This window comes from Amycolatopsis thailandensis (genome assembly GCF_042723255.1).
In the GTDB taxonomy this organism is placed as follows: domain Bacteria; phylum Actinomycetota; class Actinomycetes; order Mycobacteriales; family Pseudonocardiaceae; genus Amycolatopsis; species Amycolatopsis thailandensis.
The window spans coordinates 1-16,628 of record NZ_JBHXJK010000066.1; the positions used below are offsets into that span (position 1 = coordinate 1).

Annotated in this window: 22 protein-coding genes; 11 read left to right on the forward strand and 11 right to left on the reverse strand. The window is 67.3% G+C overall.

Annotated elements, in window-relative coordinates:
- The first annotated feature begins 81 nt into the window (after window positions 1-81).
- Window positions 82-564 (forward strand): pyridoxamine 5'-phosphate oxidase family protein, encoded by a 483-nt coding sequence (locus ACFWMR_RS25095; RefSeq protein WP_378380112.1) that lies wholly within the window; start codon window positions 82-84, stop codon window positions 562-564.
- Here ACFWMR_RS25095 and ACFWMR_RS25100 read toward each other — a convergent pair.
- From ACFWMR_RS25100 to ACFWMR_RS25110, 3 genes are read right to left on the reverse strand one after another with little or no spacing between them, the layout of a single operon-like run.
- The gene (locus ACFWMR_RS25100; RefSeq protein ID WP_378380113.1) at window positions 554-922 is read right to left on the reverse strand and encodes a MerR family transcriptional regulator; all 369 of its coding nucleotides are present in this window, start codon (window positions 920-922) and stop codon (window positions 554-556) included. The two genes, ACFWMR_RS25095 and ACFWMR_RS25100, sit on opposite strands and share 11 nt — an antisense overlap.
- Window positions 919-2,376, reverse strand: a complete 1,458-nt coding sequence (locus tag ACFWMR_RS25105) for a DHA2 family efflux MFS transporter permease subunit (RefSeq protein WP_378380114.1) — start codon at window positions 2,374-2,376, stop codon at window positions 919-921. Before ACFWMR_RS25105 ends, ACFWMR_RS25100 begins: the two co-directional genes overlap by 4 nt.
- On the reverse strand, window positions 2,373-2,957 hold the full coding sequence (locus tag ACFWMR_RS25110) for an NADPH-dependent FMN reductase (RefSeq protein WP_378380115.1): 585 nt from the start codon (window positions 2,955-2,957) through the stop codon (window positions 2,373-2,375). Before ACFWMR_RS25110 ends, ACFWMR_RS25105 begins: the two co-directional genes overlap by 4 nt.
- A 274-nt stretch (window positions 2,958-3,231) precedes the next feature.
- On the opposite strand from ACFWMR_RS25110, the gene ACFWMR_RS25115 reads away from it, so the two are divergent.
- The 4 genes from ACFWMR_RS25115 to ACFWMR_RS25130 are packed head-to-tail and all read left to right on the forward strand — an operon-like array spanning window position 3,232 to window position 4,984.
- On the forward strand, window positions 3,232-3,618 hold the full coding sequence (locus ACFWMR_RS25115) for a VOC family protein (RefSeq protein ID WP_378380116.1): 387 nt from the start codon (window positions 3,232-3,234) through the stop codon (window positions 3,616-3,618).
- Entirely contained in the window at window positions 3,618-3,935 is a 318-nt protein-coding gene (locus ACFWMR_RS25120) for a metalloregulator ArsR/SmtB family transcription factor (RefSeq protein WP_093934098.1), read from the forward strand. The genes ACFWMR_RS25115 and ACFWMR_RS25120 overlap by 1 nt, the downstream gene beginning before the upstream one ends.
- A 20-nt stretch (window positions 3,936-3,955) precedes the next feature.
- A complete protein-coding gene (locus ACFWMR_RS25125; RefSeq protein WP_378380133.1) occupies window positions 3,956-4,378 on the forward strand; it encodes an SRPBCC family protein in 423 nt (140 codons plus the stop codon).
- Between the two features lie 33 nt (window positions 4,379-4,411).
- Window positions 4,412-4,984 (forward strand): TetR/AcrR family transcriptional regulator, encoded by a 573-nt coding sequence (locus ACFWMR_RS25130; RefSeq protein ID WP_093934100.1) that lies wholly within the window; start codon window positions 4,412-4,414, stop codon window positions 4,982-4,984.
- On the opposite strand, the gene ACFWMR_RS25135 is transcribed toward ACFWMR_RS25130, so the two are convergent.
- From ACFWMR_RS25135 to ACFWMR_RS25150, 4 genes are all read right to left on the reverse strand, one after another.
- Window positions 4,975-5,745 (reverse strand): SGNH/GDSL hydrolase family protein, encoded by a 771-nt coding sequence (locus tag ACFWMR_RS25135; protein WP_378380117.1) that lies wholly within the window; start codon window positions 5,743-5,745, stop codon window positions 4,975-4,977. The two genes, ACFWMR_RS25130 and ACFWMR_RS25135, sit on opposite strands and share 10 nt — an antisense overlap.
- 222 nt (window positions 5,746-5,967) lie before the next feature.
- Complete coding sequence (locus tag ACFWMR_RS25140) at window positions 5,968-6,711, reverse strand: hypothetical protein (protein ID WP_378380118.1); 744 nt, start codon at window positions 6,709-6,711, stop codon at window positions 5,968-5,970.
- A complete protein-coding gene (locus ACFWMR_RS25145) occupies window positions 6,708-7,007 on the reverse strand; it encodes a hypothetical protein (protein WP_378380119.1) in 300 nt (99 codons plus the stop codon). Before ACFWMR_RS25145 ends, ACFWMR_RS25140 begins: the two co-directional genes overlap by 4 nt.
- 800 nt (window positions 7,008-7,807) lie before the next feature.
- Entirely contained in the window at window positions 7,808-7,969 is a 162-nt protein-coding gene (locus ACFWMR_RS25150; RefSeq protein WP_167406100.1) for a hypothetical protein, read from the reverse strand.
- 412 nt (window positions 7,970-8,381) lie between these two features.
- Between ACFWMR_RS25150 and ACFWMR_RS25155 the strand changes: the two genes are divergently transcribed.
- Complete coding sequence (locus ACFWMR_RS25155; RefSeq protein ID WP_378380120.1) at window positions 8,382-9,065, forward strand: HNH endonuclease family protein; 684 nt, start codon at window positions 8,382-8,384, stop codon at window positions 9,063-9,065.
- 101 nt (window positions 9,066-9,166) lie between these two features.
- Complete coding sequence (locus tag ACFWMR_RS25160; protein ID WP_378380121.1) at window positions 9,167-9,685, forward strand: hypothetical protein; 519 nt, start codon at window positions 9,167-9,169, stop codon at window positions 9,683-9,685.
- Between the two features lie 47 nt (window positions 9,686-9,732).
- On the opposite strand, the gene ACFWMR_RS25165 is transcribed toward ACFWMR_RS25160, so the two are convergent.
- Together ACFWMR_RS25165 and ACFWMR_RS25170 are read right to left on the reverse strand one after the other, a co-directional pair.
- Window positions 9,733-10,509: an SDR family NAD(P)-dependent oxidoreductase gene (locus tag ACFWMR_RS25165; protein WP_378380122.1), complete on the reverse strand. Its 777-nt coding sequence runs from the start codon at window positions 10,507-10,509 to the stop codon at window positions 9,733-9,735.
- A gap of 73 nt (window positions 10,510-10,582) precedes the next feature.
- Window positions 10,583-11,602, reverse strand: coding sequence for an AraC family transcriptional regulator (locus ACFWMR_RS25170; protein WP_378380123.1), 1,020 nt, complete (start codon window positions 11,600-11,602; stop codon window positions 10,583-10,585).
- Between ACFWMR_RS25170 and ACFWMR_RS25175 the strand changes: the two genes are divergently transcribed.
- A complete protein-coding gene (locus ACFWMR_RS25175; RefSeq protein WP_378380124.1) occupies window positions 11,601-12,506 on the forward strand; it encodes an alpha/beta fold hydrolase in 906 nt (301 codons plus the stop codon). The two genes, ACFWMR_RS25170 and ACFWMR_RS25175, sit on opposite strands and share 2 nt — an antisense overlap.
- 95 nt (window positions 12,507-12,601) lie before the next feature.
- Here the strand turns inward: ACFWMR_RS25175 and ACFWMR_RS25180 are convergent, their stop codons facing one another.
- On the reverse strand, window positions 12,602-13,402 hold the full coding sequence (locus ACFWMR_RS25180) for an NADPH-dependent F420 reductase (RefSeq protein WP_378380125.1): 801 nt from the start codon (window positions 13,400-13,402) through the stop codon (window positions 12,602-12,604).
- A 156-nt stretch (window positions 13,403-13,558) separates the two neighbouring features.
- Between ACFWMR_RS25180 and ACFWMR_RS25185 the strand changes: the two genes are divergently transcribed.
- From ACFWMR_RS25185 to ACFWMR_RS25195, 3 genes are all read left to right on the forward strand, one after another.
- Window positions 13,559-14,410: a helix-turn-helix transcriptional regulator gene (locus ACFWMR_RS25185; RefSeq protein WP_378380126.1), complete on the forward strand. Its 852-nt coding sequence runs from the start codon at window positions 13,559-13,561 to the stop codon at window positions 14,408-14,410.
- A gap of 186 nt (window positions 14,411-14,596) precedes the next feature.
- Window positions 14,597-15,121 (forward strand): hypothetical protein, encoded by a 525-nt coding sequence (locus ACFWMR_RS25190; protein ID WP_143267075.1) that lies wholly within the window; start codon window positions 14,597-14,599, stop codon window positions 15,119-15,121.
- A 24-nt stretch (window positions 15,122-15,145) separates the two neighbouring features.
- A complete protein-coding gene (locus ACFWMR_RS25195; protein WP_378380127.1) occupies window positions 15,146-16,174 on the forward strand; it encodes a pentapeptide repeat-containing protein in 1,029 nt (342 codons plus the stop codon).
- A 165-nt stretch (window positions 16,175-16,339) separates the two neighbouring features.
- On the opposite strand, the gene ACFWMR_RS25200 is transcribed toward ACFWMR_RS25195, so the two are convergent.
- Window positions 16,340-16,603 (reverse strand): hypothetical protein, encoded by a 264-nt coding sequence (locus tag ACFWMR_RS25200; RefSeq protein ID WP_378380128.1) that lies wholly within the window; start codon window positions 16,601-16,603, stop codon window positions 16,340-16,342.
- Window positions 16,604-16,628: the final 25 nt, after the last annotated feature.

Genomic DNA, 16,628 nt, shown 5'->3' on the forward strand with positions numbered 1-16,628 from the left:
TCCTTGCGTCTAGCGCAAGGAAGGGGGCCTTCATGTACTCGGGCTGGACCTCGACCGCGGTCGAGGTTGCACGGTGGCTTCATGACCGAAGCGAGTTTCGCCGTACAAGCCTTCCTCGACGAGCCGCGCCTGCCCGCCAGTGTCGCCACCACCACCGGCCGAGAGAACCCGGCGCTGGCGATGATGTGGTTCGTGGCCGAGGAAGGCAGGCTGTGGTTCCACACCCCGGTGGCCGGCGACCGGCCGTCACCGTTCCTGGCCGCCGCTCGCGCGAACCGTGAGGTCGCCGTCATGGTCGCGACGTTCGACCCGCCCGATGACGTCCGTCAGGTGCGGATGACCGGGCCCGCGAGGCTGGAGACCAAGGACCTGGCCCGGGTCCGTCGCATCTACGAGCGGTACGTCCCCGAGTGGTCCCCGGCCTGGGCGGACCATGCCGCGTCGCCTGCCGCCCTGCTGTGGTCGATGTCCCCGGACCGGGGGATGGCCGTCGCCTACCCCGGTCTGGGGAACCACCCGGTGTCGCGCTGGTCGAACGCCGCGGAAGGACCGTTCAGCGCGTGAGGAAGTCCAGCGTCCGGTACTCGTCGACCACGGCGGTGAGCTCGGCGATGCGGGCCTGGCCGGCGTCGATGAGCCGTTGCCCGGCCTGGGACCACTTCTCGAGGTCGGGGGACATCGGCGGGATCTCGGCCAGGATCTGTGCGCTTTCGGCGAGGCTGAGCCCGACCCGCTGGGCGGCGACCGCGAGCCGGATCCGGCAGATGGCGTCGATGGTGAACCGGCGCGCGTTGCCCACGGTGCGCTGCGCGGTGATGACGTCGTAGCGCTCGTAGTACCGGACGGCGTTGGCCGAGACTCCCGCCCGGCTCGCGACCTCGCTGATGGTCAGGTGGGCATCGAGCCGGGTCGGGGTCGTCATGCTGCGCTCCGTGCCGTCGTGGGTTCCACCGCCGAGGCTACCGGGACCGGCCGGGTCCTCAGCCTGACCACCAGGGCGATCACCATGACCGCCAGGACACCGGCGAGCGTCAGGCGATACGCGGAGACCACGTCCCCGGCGAGCGTCGCGCCCGCCGACGGATCGCCCAGTGCCGCGAGTCCCCGTCCTCCAGTGGCCTCGGCGATCAATCCGGTGAACACGGCGCTCACCGCCGCGGTGCCGACCGCGCTCGCGATGGTGCTGGACAGCGGGAGGATCGCGGAACCGGACGCGAGGTCCGGGCCACGCAGGTTCCGGCCGGCACTCACGATCGTGGGCATCATGATCGCTCCGGTGCCGGCTCCCTGGAACACGCCCAAGAGCGCCAACAGCGGATAAGGGGTGTCCGGGGTGAGGACGAGCATCGTCAGCCCGGTCGAGACGATCGCGAGACTCAAGCCTGTCCCGACGACGACCCGCGGACCGAAGCGCTCCAGGACACGGGCCGCGAACTGGATGGTGATGCCCATCCCGAGCGCGGCCGGCACCGACATCAGCGCGCTGACCATCGGCGAGTCACCGCGGATGACCTGGATGTAGGCGGGCATCAGCAGCATCGAGCCGAAGTACGGCGCGGCGTACAGGACCAGGATCGCGGTGTTGCGCCCGAACGTCCGGTCACGCAGGAGCCGGACGTTCAGCAGCGGCGCGGGATGACGCCACGACCGGCGCGTGAACACGGCCACGAGCGCCAGCCCGGCCACGACGATCGCCGCACGGGTGCCCGCGCCGAGCGTCTCTTCGCTGAACCCGTACGCCACCGCGACGACGCCGGGGACGAGCAGCAGACCGCCGACGAGGTCGATCGGGGCGCGTTCCGCCGACGAGACATCGGCGGGGATCCAGCGCAGCACGCCGACGATCCCGAGCAGCGCAGGCGGAACGGTGATGAAGAACAGCGCCCGCCACGACAGGCTGTCCAGCAGAAAGCCGCCGAGCAACGGACCCAGAATCGGTCCGATCAGCAGAGGAAGCCCGGTGATCGTGGTCATCCGGCTCCGGCGCGCCGGGTCCACGGCCCCGAAACCGATGGTCATTCCCAAGGGGTTGATCAGGCCGCCTGCCAGCCCCTGCACGGCCCTTGCCGCGATCAGCCAGCCGAGATCGCCGGCGGCTCCCGCGGCCGCGGACGACGCCGCGAACACGAGCAGCGCGGCCAGGTACACCCGGCGGGCACCCCAGCGTTGAGCGAAGGTGGCCGCCAACGGCATCGCCGCGACCATGGCGAGCGCGTAGGCGGTCACGACCCACTGGATCGTAGTGAGGGACGCGGAGAAGGTCGTCATGAACCGCGGCAGCGCGACCGCGACGATCGTGGTGTCCAGAACGGCCATCAAGCCGCCGAGCGCGATCACCGCCGCGATGCGGAGTTCCTGTGTGGTCAGGCGGTTCATGCCGCACTCTCCTGATCCTGGATCCGTCCGGCGCGCAGCGTGCGGGCCCACCAGCCCAGCTCGGCCATCGTCCCGGCCAGCGCGGCGCGCTCGCCTTCGGTGCCCTCGTATCCGTTCGGACCGAGACGGGTCCACGGAGCGTTCAGCAGCACCGCGTCGCGGATGGTGGTGGCCCTGAGCTCGGGGAAGATCAGCCGCAGCTGCTCGATCGCGCGGATTCCACCCGAACCCGCGCCGTAGCCGACGAACGCGACGGGCTTGTGCGCCCATTCGCTGAAGTGCCAGTCGATCGCGTTCTTCAGCGCGGCCGGGAAACTGTGGTTGTACTCCGGGGTGACGACAAGGTAGGCGTCGGCCGCGTGCAGCCTGCCGCTGATCGGCGTCTCGGTGCCGCCGGGCTGGGTTCCCTGCAACGGGAGGTCGACGTCGGCGAGGTCGATCGGGTCGACCTCCAAGCCGTCGATCGCGGCGAGTTCGGTCAGCAGCCAGCCCGTGATGGCGTCGGCGAATCGTTCGTGCCGGACGCTCCCGATGATCACGGCGACGCGAAGCGGGGACTGTTCCGTGGTTTCAGTGCTCATGCCGACGACGCTAAAAGTTCGTCCATAGGCGAACTCAAGCCGTTGCGGCGCTGGTCACGAACACTGGACCTCTATTTAAGTCGAGGTTGTATGGGTGCTCAATGGCGAGCCTTGTTCCCCGCCGGACTTCATGATGTCTCGAGCGCCACGCTCGAGACGGTGAGCGTCCCAGGCGTGGCGCTCGGGGCGCGCGAAGCCCGGGAATCCGACCAACAGGCAGCGGGACCTTCCGTCGAAGTTGACATGTAGGAAATCTCCTACGTATCGTCTGGGTATGAACATCGACCGCATCCAGTTCCTCACCGTGCCGGTGTCCGACCAGGTCAAGGCGCGTGACTTCTACGTCGGCAAGCTCGGCTTCGATCTGCTCGTCGACGTCAGCGGCCCGCACGGTCCGTTCGTCATGGTCGGGCCCAGGGGGGCGGAAACCGGCATCGTCCTGGTCGACCACGCCGTCGGTGGTCTCGATCACGACACGCGCGTGCACTTCCAGCTGAGCACCTCCGACGTCGATGCCGACATCACGGAACTTCGCGCCCGGGGCGTCGAGGTCGAGGACGCGGAAGAGATGCCGTGGGGTCGGGTGACCTCCTTGAAAGACCCTGACGGCAACGCGATGGGGCTGCCCGAACCCTCCGGCTACGGGAACTGGCCGCGCTAGTGCCGGTCAACGACGACGTCTTCGCCGCGCTCGCCAACCCGGCCCGCCGCGAGGTGCTGGGCATTCTCCTCGACGGCCCACAGGCGGCGGGGGAGATCGCCGACCAGTTCGACATGCGGCGACCGAGCCTGTCGGAACACCTTCGGGTGCTCCGCGAAGCCGGGCTCGTCCGGGAAGAGCGCCAGGGACGCAATCGCGTCTACTCTCTGGAAGCCGGTCCGCTGCGAGAAGTCTCCGACTGGCTTTCGCCGTATGAACGGTACTGGCGCGACAAGCTGGCCAACCTGCGTGACCTGCTGGACGAGGAGGAGCTCTGAACGACGAGGATCCGACGGCCATCCACGTCGATCAGTTTCTTCCGCATCCTCCGCGGAAGGTGTGGCGAGCCTTGACCGAACCGCAGCTGCTGGAGCACTGGCTCCGGATGCCGAACGACATCAAACCCGTTGTGGGGCACAGGTTCGAACTGCTCGCGGACCCCGTTCCCGCCGCCGGTTTCGCGGGCGGGCCGGTCGCCTGCGAGGTGCTGGCCGTGGAGCCGGAGCGGTTGCTCAGTATCAGCTGGGGTCCGGAGTGGACTGTGACGTGGCGGCTCGAACCGGAGGGCCGTGGCACCCGGCTGTTCCTCAGTCACGAGGGTTTCGATCCCGACGACGAGTTCCAGCGGATGTCACGCCGGATCATGGGCGGCGGCTGGCGCACCGGTGTCCCCAAGGCGCTGGCGCGCGTGCTGGACGAGATCCCGGACCAGGCCCCGTAGCGGCTCTGGACACCGGGTCTAGGATCCCCGCTTGTGACGGACGAAAAACCGCTCCGAGCCGATGCCCGCCGTAACCGCACGCGGGTGTTGGAGGCCGCGGAGCGCGTCTTCACGGCCAAAGGCACCAGTGCGCCCACCGAAGAAGTCGCCCGCGAGGCAGGCGTCGGCGTCGGCACGGTGTTCCGGCACTTCCCGACGAAAGAAGCCCTACTGGAGGCGGTCCTCTACGCGCGCCTTCACCGCTTCGTCGACGACGCGGAAACCACGGTCGCCGCGGACTCGCCCGATCCGGGCGCCGCGTTCTTCGGGTTCCTGACCGGCTGGATCGCGATGGCCGACGCCAAGAACGCTTACTTCGAGGCCTTGTCGGCGGCCGGAGTCAGCGTTCCCTCGGCGGGCTCGGTCATCGGCGTCCGTCTCAAGGACGCGCTCGGCGTACTGCTCAGCCGGGCTCAGGACACGGGCGACGTCCGGAAGGACCTCGGTGTGGACGAACTGATCCCGGTGATCATCGGGACGGCGAAAGCGGCAGAGCACGCCGGGCCCGAACTACGGACCCGGACGATCTGCATCCTCTTCGACGGTCTCCGGCCGCGTCAGGCGTAGGGGTCCATCGTCGGCCGCTTCGGCGGGAGCGCGTCGCCCGAGGATTCGCCGCGCAGCCTGCGCTTGATCCACGGGACGGCGTGTTCCTTGCCCCACTGGAGGTTCTCGGTGCGCCGAGCCTGCGGGCTCAGCAGCGGCCGCGGTCCGAGTTCGGCGGGCGTCAGCTTGTGCGGTTCGCCGAGCGCGTCGAGGACGGCGATGGCGATCTCGTTGTGTCCCGACGAGTTCAGATGCAAGCGATCCGGTGCCCACAGGCGCCGGTCGCGGAGACGGCGCATCGCCCACATGTCCACCAGCAGCGCCCCGTGCCGCGCGGCGATGCCGCGGACGTGCTCGTTGTAGATCGCGACGCGGCCCCGGATCTTGCGGAACAAGGCGTCCTCGACCCCGTCGACGCCCGTGAAGAGAACGACCCGCGCGCCGGCCGCCACGACCCTGCCGACAGCGACGTCGTAGTCGTCGATCAGAGCGTCGATGTCGACCTTCGGCCGCATCAGGTCGTTGCCACCCGCGTAGAAGGTCACGAGATCCGGGTTCAGCGCGAGGGCCGGTTCGAGCTGCTCGGTGAGGACCTGCCCGAGGAGTTTGCCGCGGATCGCGAGGTTCGCGTAGCGGAAGTCCTGGTGGTTGGCCGCGAGCCGTTCCGCGACGCGGTCTGCCCAGCCCCGGACGCCGTTGGGGAACGACGGGTCCTCGTCGCCGACACCCTCGGTGAAGGAGTCCCCGATACTGACTAAGCGCTTGCTAGTGGTGCAAAACACGGGATGGATCCCTAAATCGGTGATGACATACCTGTTGATGCTACTGCTCCGGTGCGGCCGAGAAAGATCAGGGCACAGTGCGCAACCGACGCCTGCGGCTGATCAACCCGGCCACCCGCCTGCTCGGCCGGGCGGACTGGGAACCGCACAACGTCGCCGTGACGATGAACCGGGGGGCCCGGCAGCGCACCGGCCGCCGGGCCTGTCGACGCCCATCAGGTGCTAGTCGTCGGCGGAGACCTTCTTCGTCGGCTTCCGCCCGTTCTTGCGCAGAGTAAGCAGGAGCGGGGAGAGCAGCCCGGCCACTACCAGGGGCGTGGTCGTGGGCATCTTGACCGCGAGGAACACCAGCGCGCACACGATGCTGAGCAACAGCAGCGTGATCGGGATGAGCAGCGTGACCGCGCGGCGAGTCCGGCGTTCGTCACCCAGGACATAGTGCAGCAACTCGGTCCAGCTGGTGTTCCGGTGCGAGAACAACAGCGTGCGATGGGGAAACTTCGCGCATCCTTCAGCGGTGCGCAGCAAACTGGCGTCACCGATGAAGAAATTGGTGTCGCTGTCCGTGAGTATTCGTTCGTACTTGCTGGGGAGACCGCTGGCTGCCTCCGCACGCTTCGTCATCGAGGGGGGCGCGGTGTCGTCGACAGCCTTTTCACTGTTGGAGCGGATGTTCTCCGCCTCCTGATGCAGCTTGTGCCACAGGTCCATCACCAGATCGACCTGAGTGGGGGTGAGGCCGCAGGCCTTGACGAAGGCCTCGACCTGGTCGGGGTTGCTGGGCAGGCCGGTGCGTTTGGTGTCGGGCAGGCTGTAGGCGGTTGACCGCGGCATGCCGGTCTTGATCGCGATCTGGCCGCAGCTCAGCGGCGACTGACCCAGAACCCGGCCCAGCAGGGCCCGGAACTCGGTCGCGTCGGCCGCCTCGTAGACGTTCTGCTGCTGGCCGGGGATGGTCATGGTCATCGCCGTTCCTCCTGCTCGTAATGCAGGCGGGCGAGTTCGTCGGCTGCCGAGCGGAGGAACCGCAGGTTCTTGGTGATCTCGCCGATGCCACGCGGGACCGTGATCACGGCGACGAACACGGCCATCACCCCGGCGGCGATGCCCGCGGCCGCGACGATCGGGGTGTGGTCGTGCACGTTGAGGAAGATGGTCAGGCCGACGGCCAGCGTGATGATGAAGGCCTCCGGCCAGGTCAGTCTGACCGCGGCCGGGACGGCGCCGGCCCCCGAGGGCGGGCTCACCGCTTTCAAGGTCATGTTCGTGCCCCTTCTGCGAGAAACGCGCCTGCCCGCCCCGGAGAACATGGAGAAGGGGGCGGGCGAGGATGGTGCGTTTCGTGGTTGCGGATTTACGAGCACTCACCAGTCGGGCTTGCTGTGGCTGGAACCACGGCCCTGTCGGCGACATCCCGGGGTGGGACCGGAACAAGGAAATCGTCCCGCACGCGCACGCACAGGAGAAGACCTTGCAACACAACGGTGTCTACGTAGACACGACGAAGGCCCCGAGCGAAAACTACGCTCGAGGCCTCGCCTGAGTGCGCGGGCTAGTTCCAGCTAGACCGCAAGTCCCTGCTCTACCGCAACCACGCAGAAGGGCTTCAGGACCCCCGCCGCCCCACTCACGGGCGGAGAAGACACAGCTTGGGCACCGGATGGCATGGAAGGGGGCATGCGATGCGGCGACCGCGTGACGACGTAGGTGGTCACAATGCCCTCCAATCCAGGCCGGGTAGCTCCCGTAGCTTGCGAGAACAAGGATGCCGCGTACCTCTACTGTGCGGAGACTACACGTGGACATCTGGACACCGAGTTTCTCGATCGTGCAGGTCAAGAGGGTCGCAGAGCCGTCCACAAAGATCGCGTGGACACCATGAACACGCATCGGTGAACGCCCCGCGCGATCCCGCCGCCCGTACCACCGCCACCCGAGAAGGCCACCAGCGGAGCCCCGCGATAGCTCTGGCGCCCAAGCGCCGGAGCTGTACCGCGACACGTCTTTCACCGGGTCGAAGTGGCGCGCTGCCCCGCCGGGGCGATGTTCGGCCGGCGCCGCGCTAATGGTTCGTCGCCCGGGTCTGGGTGCGGTGTGTGCGGAGTCGCCTGCCCGCGCGTCGTGCCCGGTCGATCCAGACGCTGCGGCCGGCCTTGAGCATCTGCTCGGTCCGGTAGTCGACCTCGGCCAACACGCCGGTGAGCAGGACGTCGTTGCTGTTCATCTCGGTGTTTCCCTTCAGGACTTCATCACTGCCTCGTTGGTAGTGATCAGAGTCGTCCTGAGGGGTGCCACAGGGCATCGGGTGATCACCTACACCCGTACCCGATATAGCCCCTTACCTTCGTCTATCACCTGCTCAGGCGGGGTAAGGGGTCGCCCGTGGGCGATGGGGTGACGGGTGCGGGGAGAACTTCCCAGCGGACCACGATTTCCGGGGCGGCGGCCAGGGCGCTGTCCGTTCAGCACCCCGGCTGTCCTGAACCGGCTACCCACACGCACGGGCAGCGTCAGGTGTCGAGGCCGAGGCCGGGTTCAAGGTCCGCACGGAAGTTGCGCTGTTCGCCAGTCACGCCGCAGACGTGGGTGCCGTTTACTGCTCCCTGTAGGTGGGTTTCGATGGGGGAGGAAGCGGCGTGGTCGGCGTGAGACGGGCTGTCTGGCTGAGGTTCGTGCGTGCGGTGATGGCGGCGGCGCTGTTCGCTTCGGTGGTCTCGTGCGAGGTACCTCGCACCACACCGGCCACTCCGGATAATGGCTCGGCCGAGGGAACGGCACCGGCTGTTTCGGCGGCCGAGGCACGGAAGCTGCTGGGCACGTTGCAGGTCGCGGTCCGCGGGGTGCTGGACGGGTACGACCGGGATAAGTTCCCGCATTGGAAGACCGTGTCCGGCAGTTGCAACGTGCGAGAGGAAGTGCTCAAACGCGCCGGCGAGAACGTCGGGGTCAATGCGGACTGCGCTCCGACGTCGGGGTCCTGGCGCAGCCCTTACGACGGCGAGACGTGGCGGAAGGCGTCCGATGTCGATGTGGACCACGTGGTGCCGTTGGCTCATGCGTGGGTCAGCGGCGCGAAGTCGTGGGATCAGGCCAGGCGTGAGCAGTTCGCCAATGACCTGACTAGTCCGCAGCTGCTGGTGGTGACCGACAACGTGAACCAGGAGAAGGGCGACAAGGCGCCGGATGAGTGGAAGCCGCCCTTGGTGTCGTTCTGGTGTGCTTACGCGACCGATTGGATCGTCGTCAAAGCCGGGTACGGGCTGTCGATCACCGTGCCGGAACGGACCGCGCTGGCGGGCATGCTCGATCGGTGCCCCTGACACGATCTGCTCAGCCGCGTCACTGGCCGGTCCCGGACTCGTGGTGAAACCTCCGCGGGCTCTAGCATGGGCTGATCCCGCGTGGACGAGGGAGCGTGACCATGAGGCGGCAGCTGCGAGGACGGATGGCGAGCCTGGCGGTTGGCGAGTTGGTCAGTGTCGTGGTGTTCTTCGTCGTCTTCTTCGTGCTGGCGGGGGTGCCACTGACAGTCGCGAACGTGTCGGGGTACCTGCTCACCACGGTCCTGCTGTTACAGGGCAGTGCCTACTGGATGGGTAAACGCCGCGAACTCGAAGGTCACCGTGGCGCTTTTACCTTCGTGGTTCGAGTGTTGCGGGTGCTGGCGCCGGTGAACGTGGCGCTGATCGCGATCGGTGTTGTGCCTATCGTGGTGGAGGCACAGGCGGGATCTCTTGGTCGTTTCTGGCTGGGTGCCGCGTTGTGGGCTCTGGCCGTCGCCGAGTACGTCAACTATTTCCATGTTCAGCTGGCCTATGGGCGCCGGGCGGATCGCGCCTGGATCCTTCGCAATCGACGGCTCAGGAGATCCCATCTGGCTCGTGACATCTCGCGACTCCGGTCGGCCGAAACACTGGGCCACAGCGCCCTTTCGCGTTGAGGACTTGCCGGCGGGTGGAGTGAGCCCTTGGGGACCAGAGTGGCCGGTCAGAGCTTGTAGCCGCCGCTCGCCTCGATGACCTGGGCGGTCACCCATCGGCTTTCGTCGGAGGCCAGAAACGCCACGACCGCCGCGATGTCCGAGACTTCGCCGAAGCGCCCGAGCGCGGTGTCCGTTTCGATTTCCGCCACTATGGCGTCGTTCTCGCGGACGGCGGCGTTCATGTCGGTTCGTGTCCAGCCGGGTGCGACGGCGTTCACCGTGATTCCGCGCGGCCCCAGTTCCATCGCGAGTGCATGGGTCAGGTTGTTGATGCTTGCTTTGGCCATGGAGTACATGGGGACGGCTTGCATCGGGCGCGTGGCCGCGGCGGAGGAGATGTTGACGATCCGTCCGCCGTCGGAAAGGCGGCTCAACGCTGTTTGGACAACGAAGAAAGGGGTGCGGGCATGGACTGCGAACAGGGTGTTCCAGCTTTCCGGCGTGGCGTCCGCGAGGCCTCCCCAGCCGGAGTTTCCCGCGTTGTTGATCAGCAGGTCGAGGGTTGTGGTTCCGGTGCGCTGAACGAGTTCATTGTCGAGTTTTGTGAACAGGTCCGGAATGGACTCCGCGTCGATGAGGTCGGCGTGAAGTGCGAATGCGGTGCCGCCGAGGTCTTCGATGGCCGTGACCGTTTCGGCGGCGCCGTCCTTGTTCTCATTGTAGGTGAGTGCGACGGTGGCGCCGTCGTTCGCGAGGCGTTCGGCTATCGAACGTCCGATGCCCCGCGAGCCACCGGTCACGAGGGCGGTCTTTCCGGCAAGCGTCTTCTGTGTGGTGTTCATGTCCTTCACCTGTGGGAATTGTCTGAGGAATTCCATAATGCGAAGTCCGATAATGTTTACGTATCGTCCAGTCTCACGCCTTGCTCTGGTGGCGCGCTCGGTCCCGGAAGTGTCGAGGCGACGCCCCGACGACGCGGCGGAATGCCGTGCTGAAGGCGCTTTCGGATTCGTAACCCGTGGCGGCCGCCAGTTCGGAGATGGTCCGGGTGTCGTTGCGCAGGGCGTCGCGGGCCAGGCTCATCCGCCATTCGATCAGGTAGGTCAACGGCGCTGTGCCGACCTTGGCCTTGAACGAGGCTGCGAACGCCGACCGTGACATGCGGCTGATCGAGGCGAGTTCGTCGAGTGTCCAGCGTCGGCTCACGTCTGCGTGCATCGCGCGCAGCGCTGACCCGACACCGTCTTCGACCAATGCCCCGAGCCAGCCGACGGGGTGTTCAGTGGCGTCCGCGTGGACCCGCAGCATGTGAACCAGGATGAGTTGGGCGAGGTGCTCCAGCACGAGGGTTCTGCCGACGCCGCCGGACTCCATCTCGGCGACTGTGAGCGCGGACAAGTTGGTGAGGAGTGCTCCGCGTGGGTCGTCGGCTCGGACCACCACGATGGGTGGGAGTACGTCGAACAGCATCGAGGTGTTGGTCTCCTCGAACACGAAGTCGATGCAGCACACGTAGGTGTCTTCGTCGGCCCTGGTTCCGATGCGCACCTCGCCGTCGTTCTCTCCGGCCTGGAAGTCGGCGGCTTCGCATGGTGCCACCTCGAGCGCGCTGGCGAGTGTGTAGGCGGGTGGGTTGTTCAGCAGGAAGAAGTCGCCCGTGTGCAGAAGCAGCGGCTCGCATCCGTCGAGGGTCATCCAGCATTCGCCCGTGAGGACGACGCCCAGCTTGACGTGGATGTGCGGGTCGAAGCGCACCGCCCACGGCGAGGCGGCGTGCACTCGTACCGGCAGGACGGCCTGCGTGCGCAGTAATCGCAGCACGTCGACGATCGGATCGCCGGAGCCGACGACCATCTCTCGCGTGGACGATGAGTAAGGTTTTTCGGAGTTCACATTATTCATCTTATTCCATGGTGGTCCTACGGTTGAGTCCATGAGCACTGCACAGAAGGTGTCCGCCACCGGAACGGACGAGCTGCCCAGCGAGAACTACAAGATGATCGACGCCCTCGGCCACCGGCTGCGGGTGTACGACGAGGGACCGGCCGATGCGCCGACCGTGGTCATGCTGCACGGTGCCCCGCACAACTCCTCGGAGTTCCGGTTCAACGTCCCGGCGCTCGTCGGAGCCGGTTATCGCGTGGTCATCCCGGAGCACCTGGGCGCCGGTGGATCCGACCGCCCTGAAGACGTGGAGCTCTACTGGGCCCCCCGCGACTACGACCGCGCCCTGGCGGTCGTGGACGCGCTGGGGATCGACAAGTTCTACGTCGAGGGCGGCGACCGCGGGAGCATCCCGCTGTGGATGTTCGCCGCGCTGAATCCCGACCGGGTGCTCGGTCTCATCTCGGAGAACGTCAGCCACCTCAACGGCTTCTTCGTCAATCCGGCCATCGACCAGCGACGGAGGTCCTGGTACATGAGCTACTTCCAGTTCGAGGCAGCGGAAGAGGCGCTGCGGGAAGACGACTGGGCTCTCGCGAGGGAGTTCTTCGACTGGCACCCGGACATGGACCTCATCCTCGCGGACTGGGAGCGCCCGAACGGGTTGAAGGCCAGCTGGCTCAACTGGTACCGCGCGACGATGAATCCGGACACCTCCAAGAAGATGGATCCCCTGCCGTCGGCGACGGTGCCGGTCCTGTTGTTCTACTCGATGACCGACCCCTACATCGGGCCGGAGCAGCTGTTCGTCGGCCGAGAGTTCATCGAGGGTCCACTGACGATCAAGCGGATCGGGGGCGCCGGCCACTTCATCGCCCGCAACGCTCCCGAGGTGTTCAACCGCGAAGTCCTCAACTGGCTCGGCGACCGCGAGAGCGAGCGGCGCGGTAACTGAAACCGCGTCCGCGATCCGCAGCCGTCCGGGGGGCGAACGACGAGTCCCCGGACGGCTGCGATGGGCACGCCGACGATCGTGACGGCGTCCCGGCACTACTTCTGGACGGTGTTGCCGCTCGCGAGGTCCATGAAGATGGCGACGTGGGCGGGCGGCATGGCCGCGAGCGTTCCGCCGGGCGGAGACAGGCGCTCCGCGCTGTCGATCATCTTTCGGGCGTCCTCGGGTGTGACGGGCGGGACCGGCTGCTTGAGGTAGTAGCTCTTTTCCTCGTCCCCGGTGAGGCCTTCCGGAATGGCGGGGGCGTACGGCCAGAAGTAGATCGGGGTGTTCGGCTCGATACGCCAGCTTTCGGCGAGCGAGCCGGCGTCGACCACGTCGTAGCCGACCGTCTCCAGGAACCGGGTCACGGTCTCCTTGGCCGCGGCGTCGTCACCGGCGATAGGCATGGTCGTCCGTTCGGGGTCGCCCTTCGGGCGGGCGTTGGAGTACATGTGATTCCAGTCGAGGTTGTGCAAAGCCTTCACGACGATGGAGTCCTTGAGGTGCCGCTGCACGAGCTCGCTCGAGGTGAGCTCCCCGCTGTCGAGCTCGGTGTTGCGCCAGAACTCGGGGTAGTAGTTCGTCTGGTCGATGACCACCTTCCCGGCGAGCGTGCCGGCCGGTAGCGCCTCGAGACCCGCGAGCGGGAGAGGGAGCGCGACGATGTCTCCCGCCGCGATCGCCTCGTCGACGGTTCCGGCACGCGCGAGCGGCCCGAGCTCCCGGGTCAGTGCCGAGATCGTCTCCGGGCCCCGCGAGTTGCTGAGCACGACGCGATAGCCCGCGTCGACGGCCAGCCGGGCGATCGCGCCGCCGGCCAGGCCGGAGCCGATGATTCCGATGGTTCGCGTCATCACAAGTTCCTTGTTGTCCAAGAGCGGCGAAGTCCCGCCGCTCGGTGTGTCCGTGTGACTCGATGGTCGACGCGGCGACACAGGCGCACCAGGCGTTGTCGTCCCTGGTAATCCGGGTACCACCCAGCTTCTGAGGCAGGAATGCATACTGGAACGGTGAGCACGCACAAGGAACTCGGCACCGCCTTGCGCGCCTGGCGCGAGCGGATCCGCCCGGCTGAAGTCGGCCTGCCCGCAGGCGGCCTAAGGCGGGTGCCCGGACTCCGGCGCGAGGAGCTGGCCGTGCTGGCCGGAATCTCGGTCGACTACCTGGTGCAGCTCGAACAGGGCCGCGCCGGCAACCCGTCGCCCCAGGTGCTCGGGGCCCTCGCGCGGACGCTGCGACTCAACCCGGTGGACCGCGACCTTCTCTACCGGCTGGCCGGTTCGGTGGTCCCTCCGTCCGGTTCGGTGCCCCGAACGGTGCCGCCCGGCGTGCAACGCATGATCGACCGGATGAGCGACACCCCGCTGGCGGTGTTCACCGCCTCGTGGGACATCGTGCAATCGAACCCCCTCTGGGGCGAACTGTTCGGCAGCTCCGCCGAACCCGGTACCAGCCTGAACAACATGATCTGGAGCCATTTCGCCGCCCCGCGCCCGCCCGGCGCGTCCCGCATCGAACGCGACACCGCCCACGCCGACGCGTTCGAGCGCATGATGGTGTCCGATCTGCGACGGGCCGCCGACCGCTACCCCGACGACCGCGCCGTCACCGAACTGATCAACGGCCTCCGCGAGGCCGACCCCCGGTTCGCCGACCTCTGGAGCCGCTACGAGACCGTGCCGATCGGCCGCTCACACAAAACGGTCGTCCACGCCGAGCTCGGAGAAATCGTCCTGGACTGCGACATCCTGACCATCGAGCACGCCGACCTGCACATCGTGCTCAACTGGGCCGCCCCGAACACCGGCGCCGCCGAGAAGCTGGCCGTACTGCGCGAGCAGGTCGGCGCTGCGACAGGGTGATCAGCCCGGACTCCGCGGTAAGTCTGGCCAGGTCGCGCTTCCTGTCACCTGACAAACGAACGTCTTGGCAGCATCCCGCCGAGGACCGTCGAAAGCCCGACGTCACGTCTGACGGCGAGAATCACCATGGCGTAACGAATCCCACCGGCGCCTCGACTGTCATCGGTGTCCGCGAGTGGGAGCCACATGAGAACCGTCGTCTTGTACGCAGTCCTGATCCTGGCCTTGACCGGCTGTAGTTCGACTCAGCCCGAATCACCTGGGAGCCGTTACCCCGGCACCCAGGACGGTGCCCGTCAGCTGGTCACGGATCTCCGCACCGGCGATCCGCTGCCGCTGATCAAGACCCTCGTTCCGACGGCGGAAGACTGCCGGGCCGTCTTCGAGGGCGAACTCGCCGCGAAAGCCGAGGCGTACTACGGCAAACAGTTCGCGACGCCGGAGACCGGGCCCATCGCCAAACCGGACCAGACCGAACTGGAACTCTGGGCCGCCTCCAGCGAGGACCTCAAGGCGAAGGCCGGGAACTTCGTCCATTTCCCGGGCGGCTACGCGAAGATCGCTCCATCCCTGAAACCGGGATTGACTTTCTACCGCTGGAAGTACGTCGTGCCGGGCAGCGACCTCGGGATGGCCTACGACGGCTTGGTGTACCTCGGTTCCCGCTGGGTCTGGCTGCCCAAACCGTGGCGGCCGGCCGAGTCGGCTTGACGGTTTCCGGAAAGCGACGGATCAATGCGCCGCTACATCAGAAAAGCCGTCCCGCGGCGGCGGTTGTACTCCCGGATGACGCCGCGGCCGGTCCGCCGCCCCGCCGCGGCGTCGAAGCACAACTGGGTGCAGTCGATTGTTTCGGGCTTGACCGTGCTGACAGCGATCGCCGCGCTCGTCTACACCTCCCGGTCGACGACCGAGCAACTACGGCTGACCGAACAGGGACAGATCACCGATCGCTACAGCCGGGCCACGGACCAGTTGGGGTCGGAGAAGATCGACGTGCGCCTGGGCGCGATCTACTCCCTCGAACGCCTGATGCGCGACTCCGCCGCGGATGTGCCGACCATCGTGGAGGTGCTGTGCGCGTTCGTCCGGGAGCACGCGCCGCGGAAGGTCACGCCACCGTCCACCACCACAACGCCCCCTCGGCCGAGCCGGACGGCCAAGAGCCCGGTCCGGCCACCGCCGGACGTCCAGGCGGTGCTGACCGTGCTGAACCGCCGGCCGGACGGCGGTTCAGCACGGATCGACCTGCACCAGACCGAACTGGCGGGCGCGGATCTCAGCAGGGCCAAGCTGGCGGGCGCGGACCTCACCGGCGCCAACCTCGCTTTCGTTCTGTTGCACGAAGCCTCACTGGAGAACGCGCTCCTGCGGCAGGCCGACCTGCACAACGCGAGCCTCACCCACGCGCGGCTTCACAGCGCCGACCTTTCCGAGGCGAACCTGGTCGACGCCACCCTGACCTCGGCCGACTTGACTCGCGCGCACCTGGACCAGGTGGACCTGACCTACGCCCGCCTCGGTGACGCCACCCTCAACGGAGCCGACCTGCCACAGGCCAACCTGACCCGCGCGAGCCTCGGCGCCGCGAAACTGATGGGCGCCAACCTGTTCGCCGCGAAACTGAACGACGCCTATCTCGGCGCGGCGAATCTTTCCGCGGCCAACCTGACCGAAGCCGACCTGACCGGAGCCGATGCCACGACGCCCGAACAAATCGCCCAGGCGCGGACGAACTCCAGGACGAAGCTGCCGAACGGCTGACGCGGGGGACAGGCACCCGGCGGTGTACTTCGGTCGGTAGGCAGGCCGTAGTGCATCGGAGGGCGTCCCAGCACGAACTTCGCCCTCATGGCTCCGTGAGCTGCTGGCCCCATCACGGCGCCTCGTGAGTGGGTAAGGACGATCGGAGCCCCGGTGGGGCCTCGCTCAGGTTCGTCGCGCGTGGAGGAGGGCTTGCCAGCGGGTTTCGATCTCCGCCCACGAGGTGAGCGGCTGGAGGTCGGGATCGAACATCGACCCGAACTCCCTTCGTGTGGTCGTCCAGGGGATGCCCGCCTCGTTGTCGAGGATCCACATGAGGCGCAGCGGAGACAGCCGAAACGTTTCGCGGGCCCGGAGGAACTCGATCAGCTCGAGGAGATCACATCCGCGGTCGACCATCCGGCCGACCGCGCCTGCCACGGAGTCCATGTGCCCAGTCCTGTTGTGTGAGAAC

Excerpts from the sequence above, each read along its gene's own strand:
- ACFWMR_RS25095 (WP_378380112.1), top strand. The coding sequence starts at position 82 with ATGACCGAAGCGAGTTTCGCCGTACAAGCCTTCCTCGACGAGCCGCGC.
- ACFWMR_RS25100 (WP_378380113.1), bottom strand. The coding sequence starts at position 922 with ATGACGACCCCGACCCGGCTCGATGCCCACCTGACCATCAGCGAGGTC.
- ACFWMR_RS25105 (WP_378380114.1), bottom strand. The coding sequence starts at position 2,376 with ATGAACCGCCTGACCACACAGGAACTCCGCATCGCGGCGGTGATCGCG.
- ACFWMR_RS25110 (WP_378380115.1), bottom strand. The coding sequence starts at position 2,957 with ATGAGCACTGAAACCACGGAACAGTCCCCGCTTCGCGTCGCCGTGATC.
- ACFWMR_RS25115 (WP_378380116.1), top strand. The coding sequence starts at position 3,232 with ATGAACATCGACCGCATCCAGTTCCTCACCGTGCCGGTGTCCGACCAG.
- ACFWMR_RS25140 (WP_378380118.1), bottom strand. The coding sequence starts at position 6,711 with ATGACCATGACCATCCCCGGCCAGCAGCAGAACGTCTACGAGGCGGCC.
- ACFWMR_RS25145 (WP_378380119.1), bottom strand. The coding sequence starts at position 7,007 with ATGACCTTGAAAGCGGTGAGCCCGCCCTCGGGGGCCGGCGCCGTCCCG.
- ACFWMR_RS25150 (WP_167406100.1), bottom strand. The coding sequence starts at position 7,969 with ATGAACAGCAACGACGTCCTGCTCACCGGCGTGTTGGCCGAGGTCGAC.
- ACFWMR_RS25160 (WP_378380121.1), top strand. The coding sequence starts at position 9,167 with ATGAGGCGGCAGCTGCGAGGACGGATGGCGAGCCTGGCGGTTGGCGAG.
- ACFWMR_RS25165 (WP_378380122.1), bottom strand. The coding sequence starts at position 10,509 with ATGAACACCACACAGAAGACGCTTGCCGGAAAGACCGCCCTCGTGACC.
- ACFWMR_RS25175 (WP_378380124.1), top strand. The coding sequence starts at position 11,601 with ATGAGCACTGCACAGAAGGTGTCCGCCACCGGAACGGACGAGCTGCCC.
- ACFWMR_RS25170 (WP_378380123.1), bottom strand. The coding sequence starts at position 11,602 with ATGGACTCAACCGTAGGACCACCATGGAATAAGATGAATAATGTGAAC.
- ACFWMR_RS25180 (WP_378380125.1), bottom strand. The coding sequence starts at position 13,402 with ATGACGCGAACCATCGGAATCATCGGCTCCGGCCTGGCCGGCGGCGCG.
- ACFWMR_RS25190 (WP_143267075.1), top strand. The coding sequence starts at position 14,597 with ATGAGAACCGTCGTCTTGTACGCAGTCCTGATCCTGGCCTTGACCGGC.
- ACFWMR_RS25195 (WP_378380127.1), top strand. The coding sequence starts at position 15,146 with ATGCGCCGCTACATCAGAAAAGCCGTCCCGCGGCGGCGGTTGTACTCC.
- ACFWMR_RS25200 (WP_378380128.1), bottom strand. The coding sequence starts at position 16,603 with ATGGACTCCGTGGCAGGCGCGGTCGGCCGGATGGTCGACCGCGGATGT.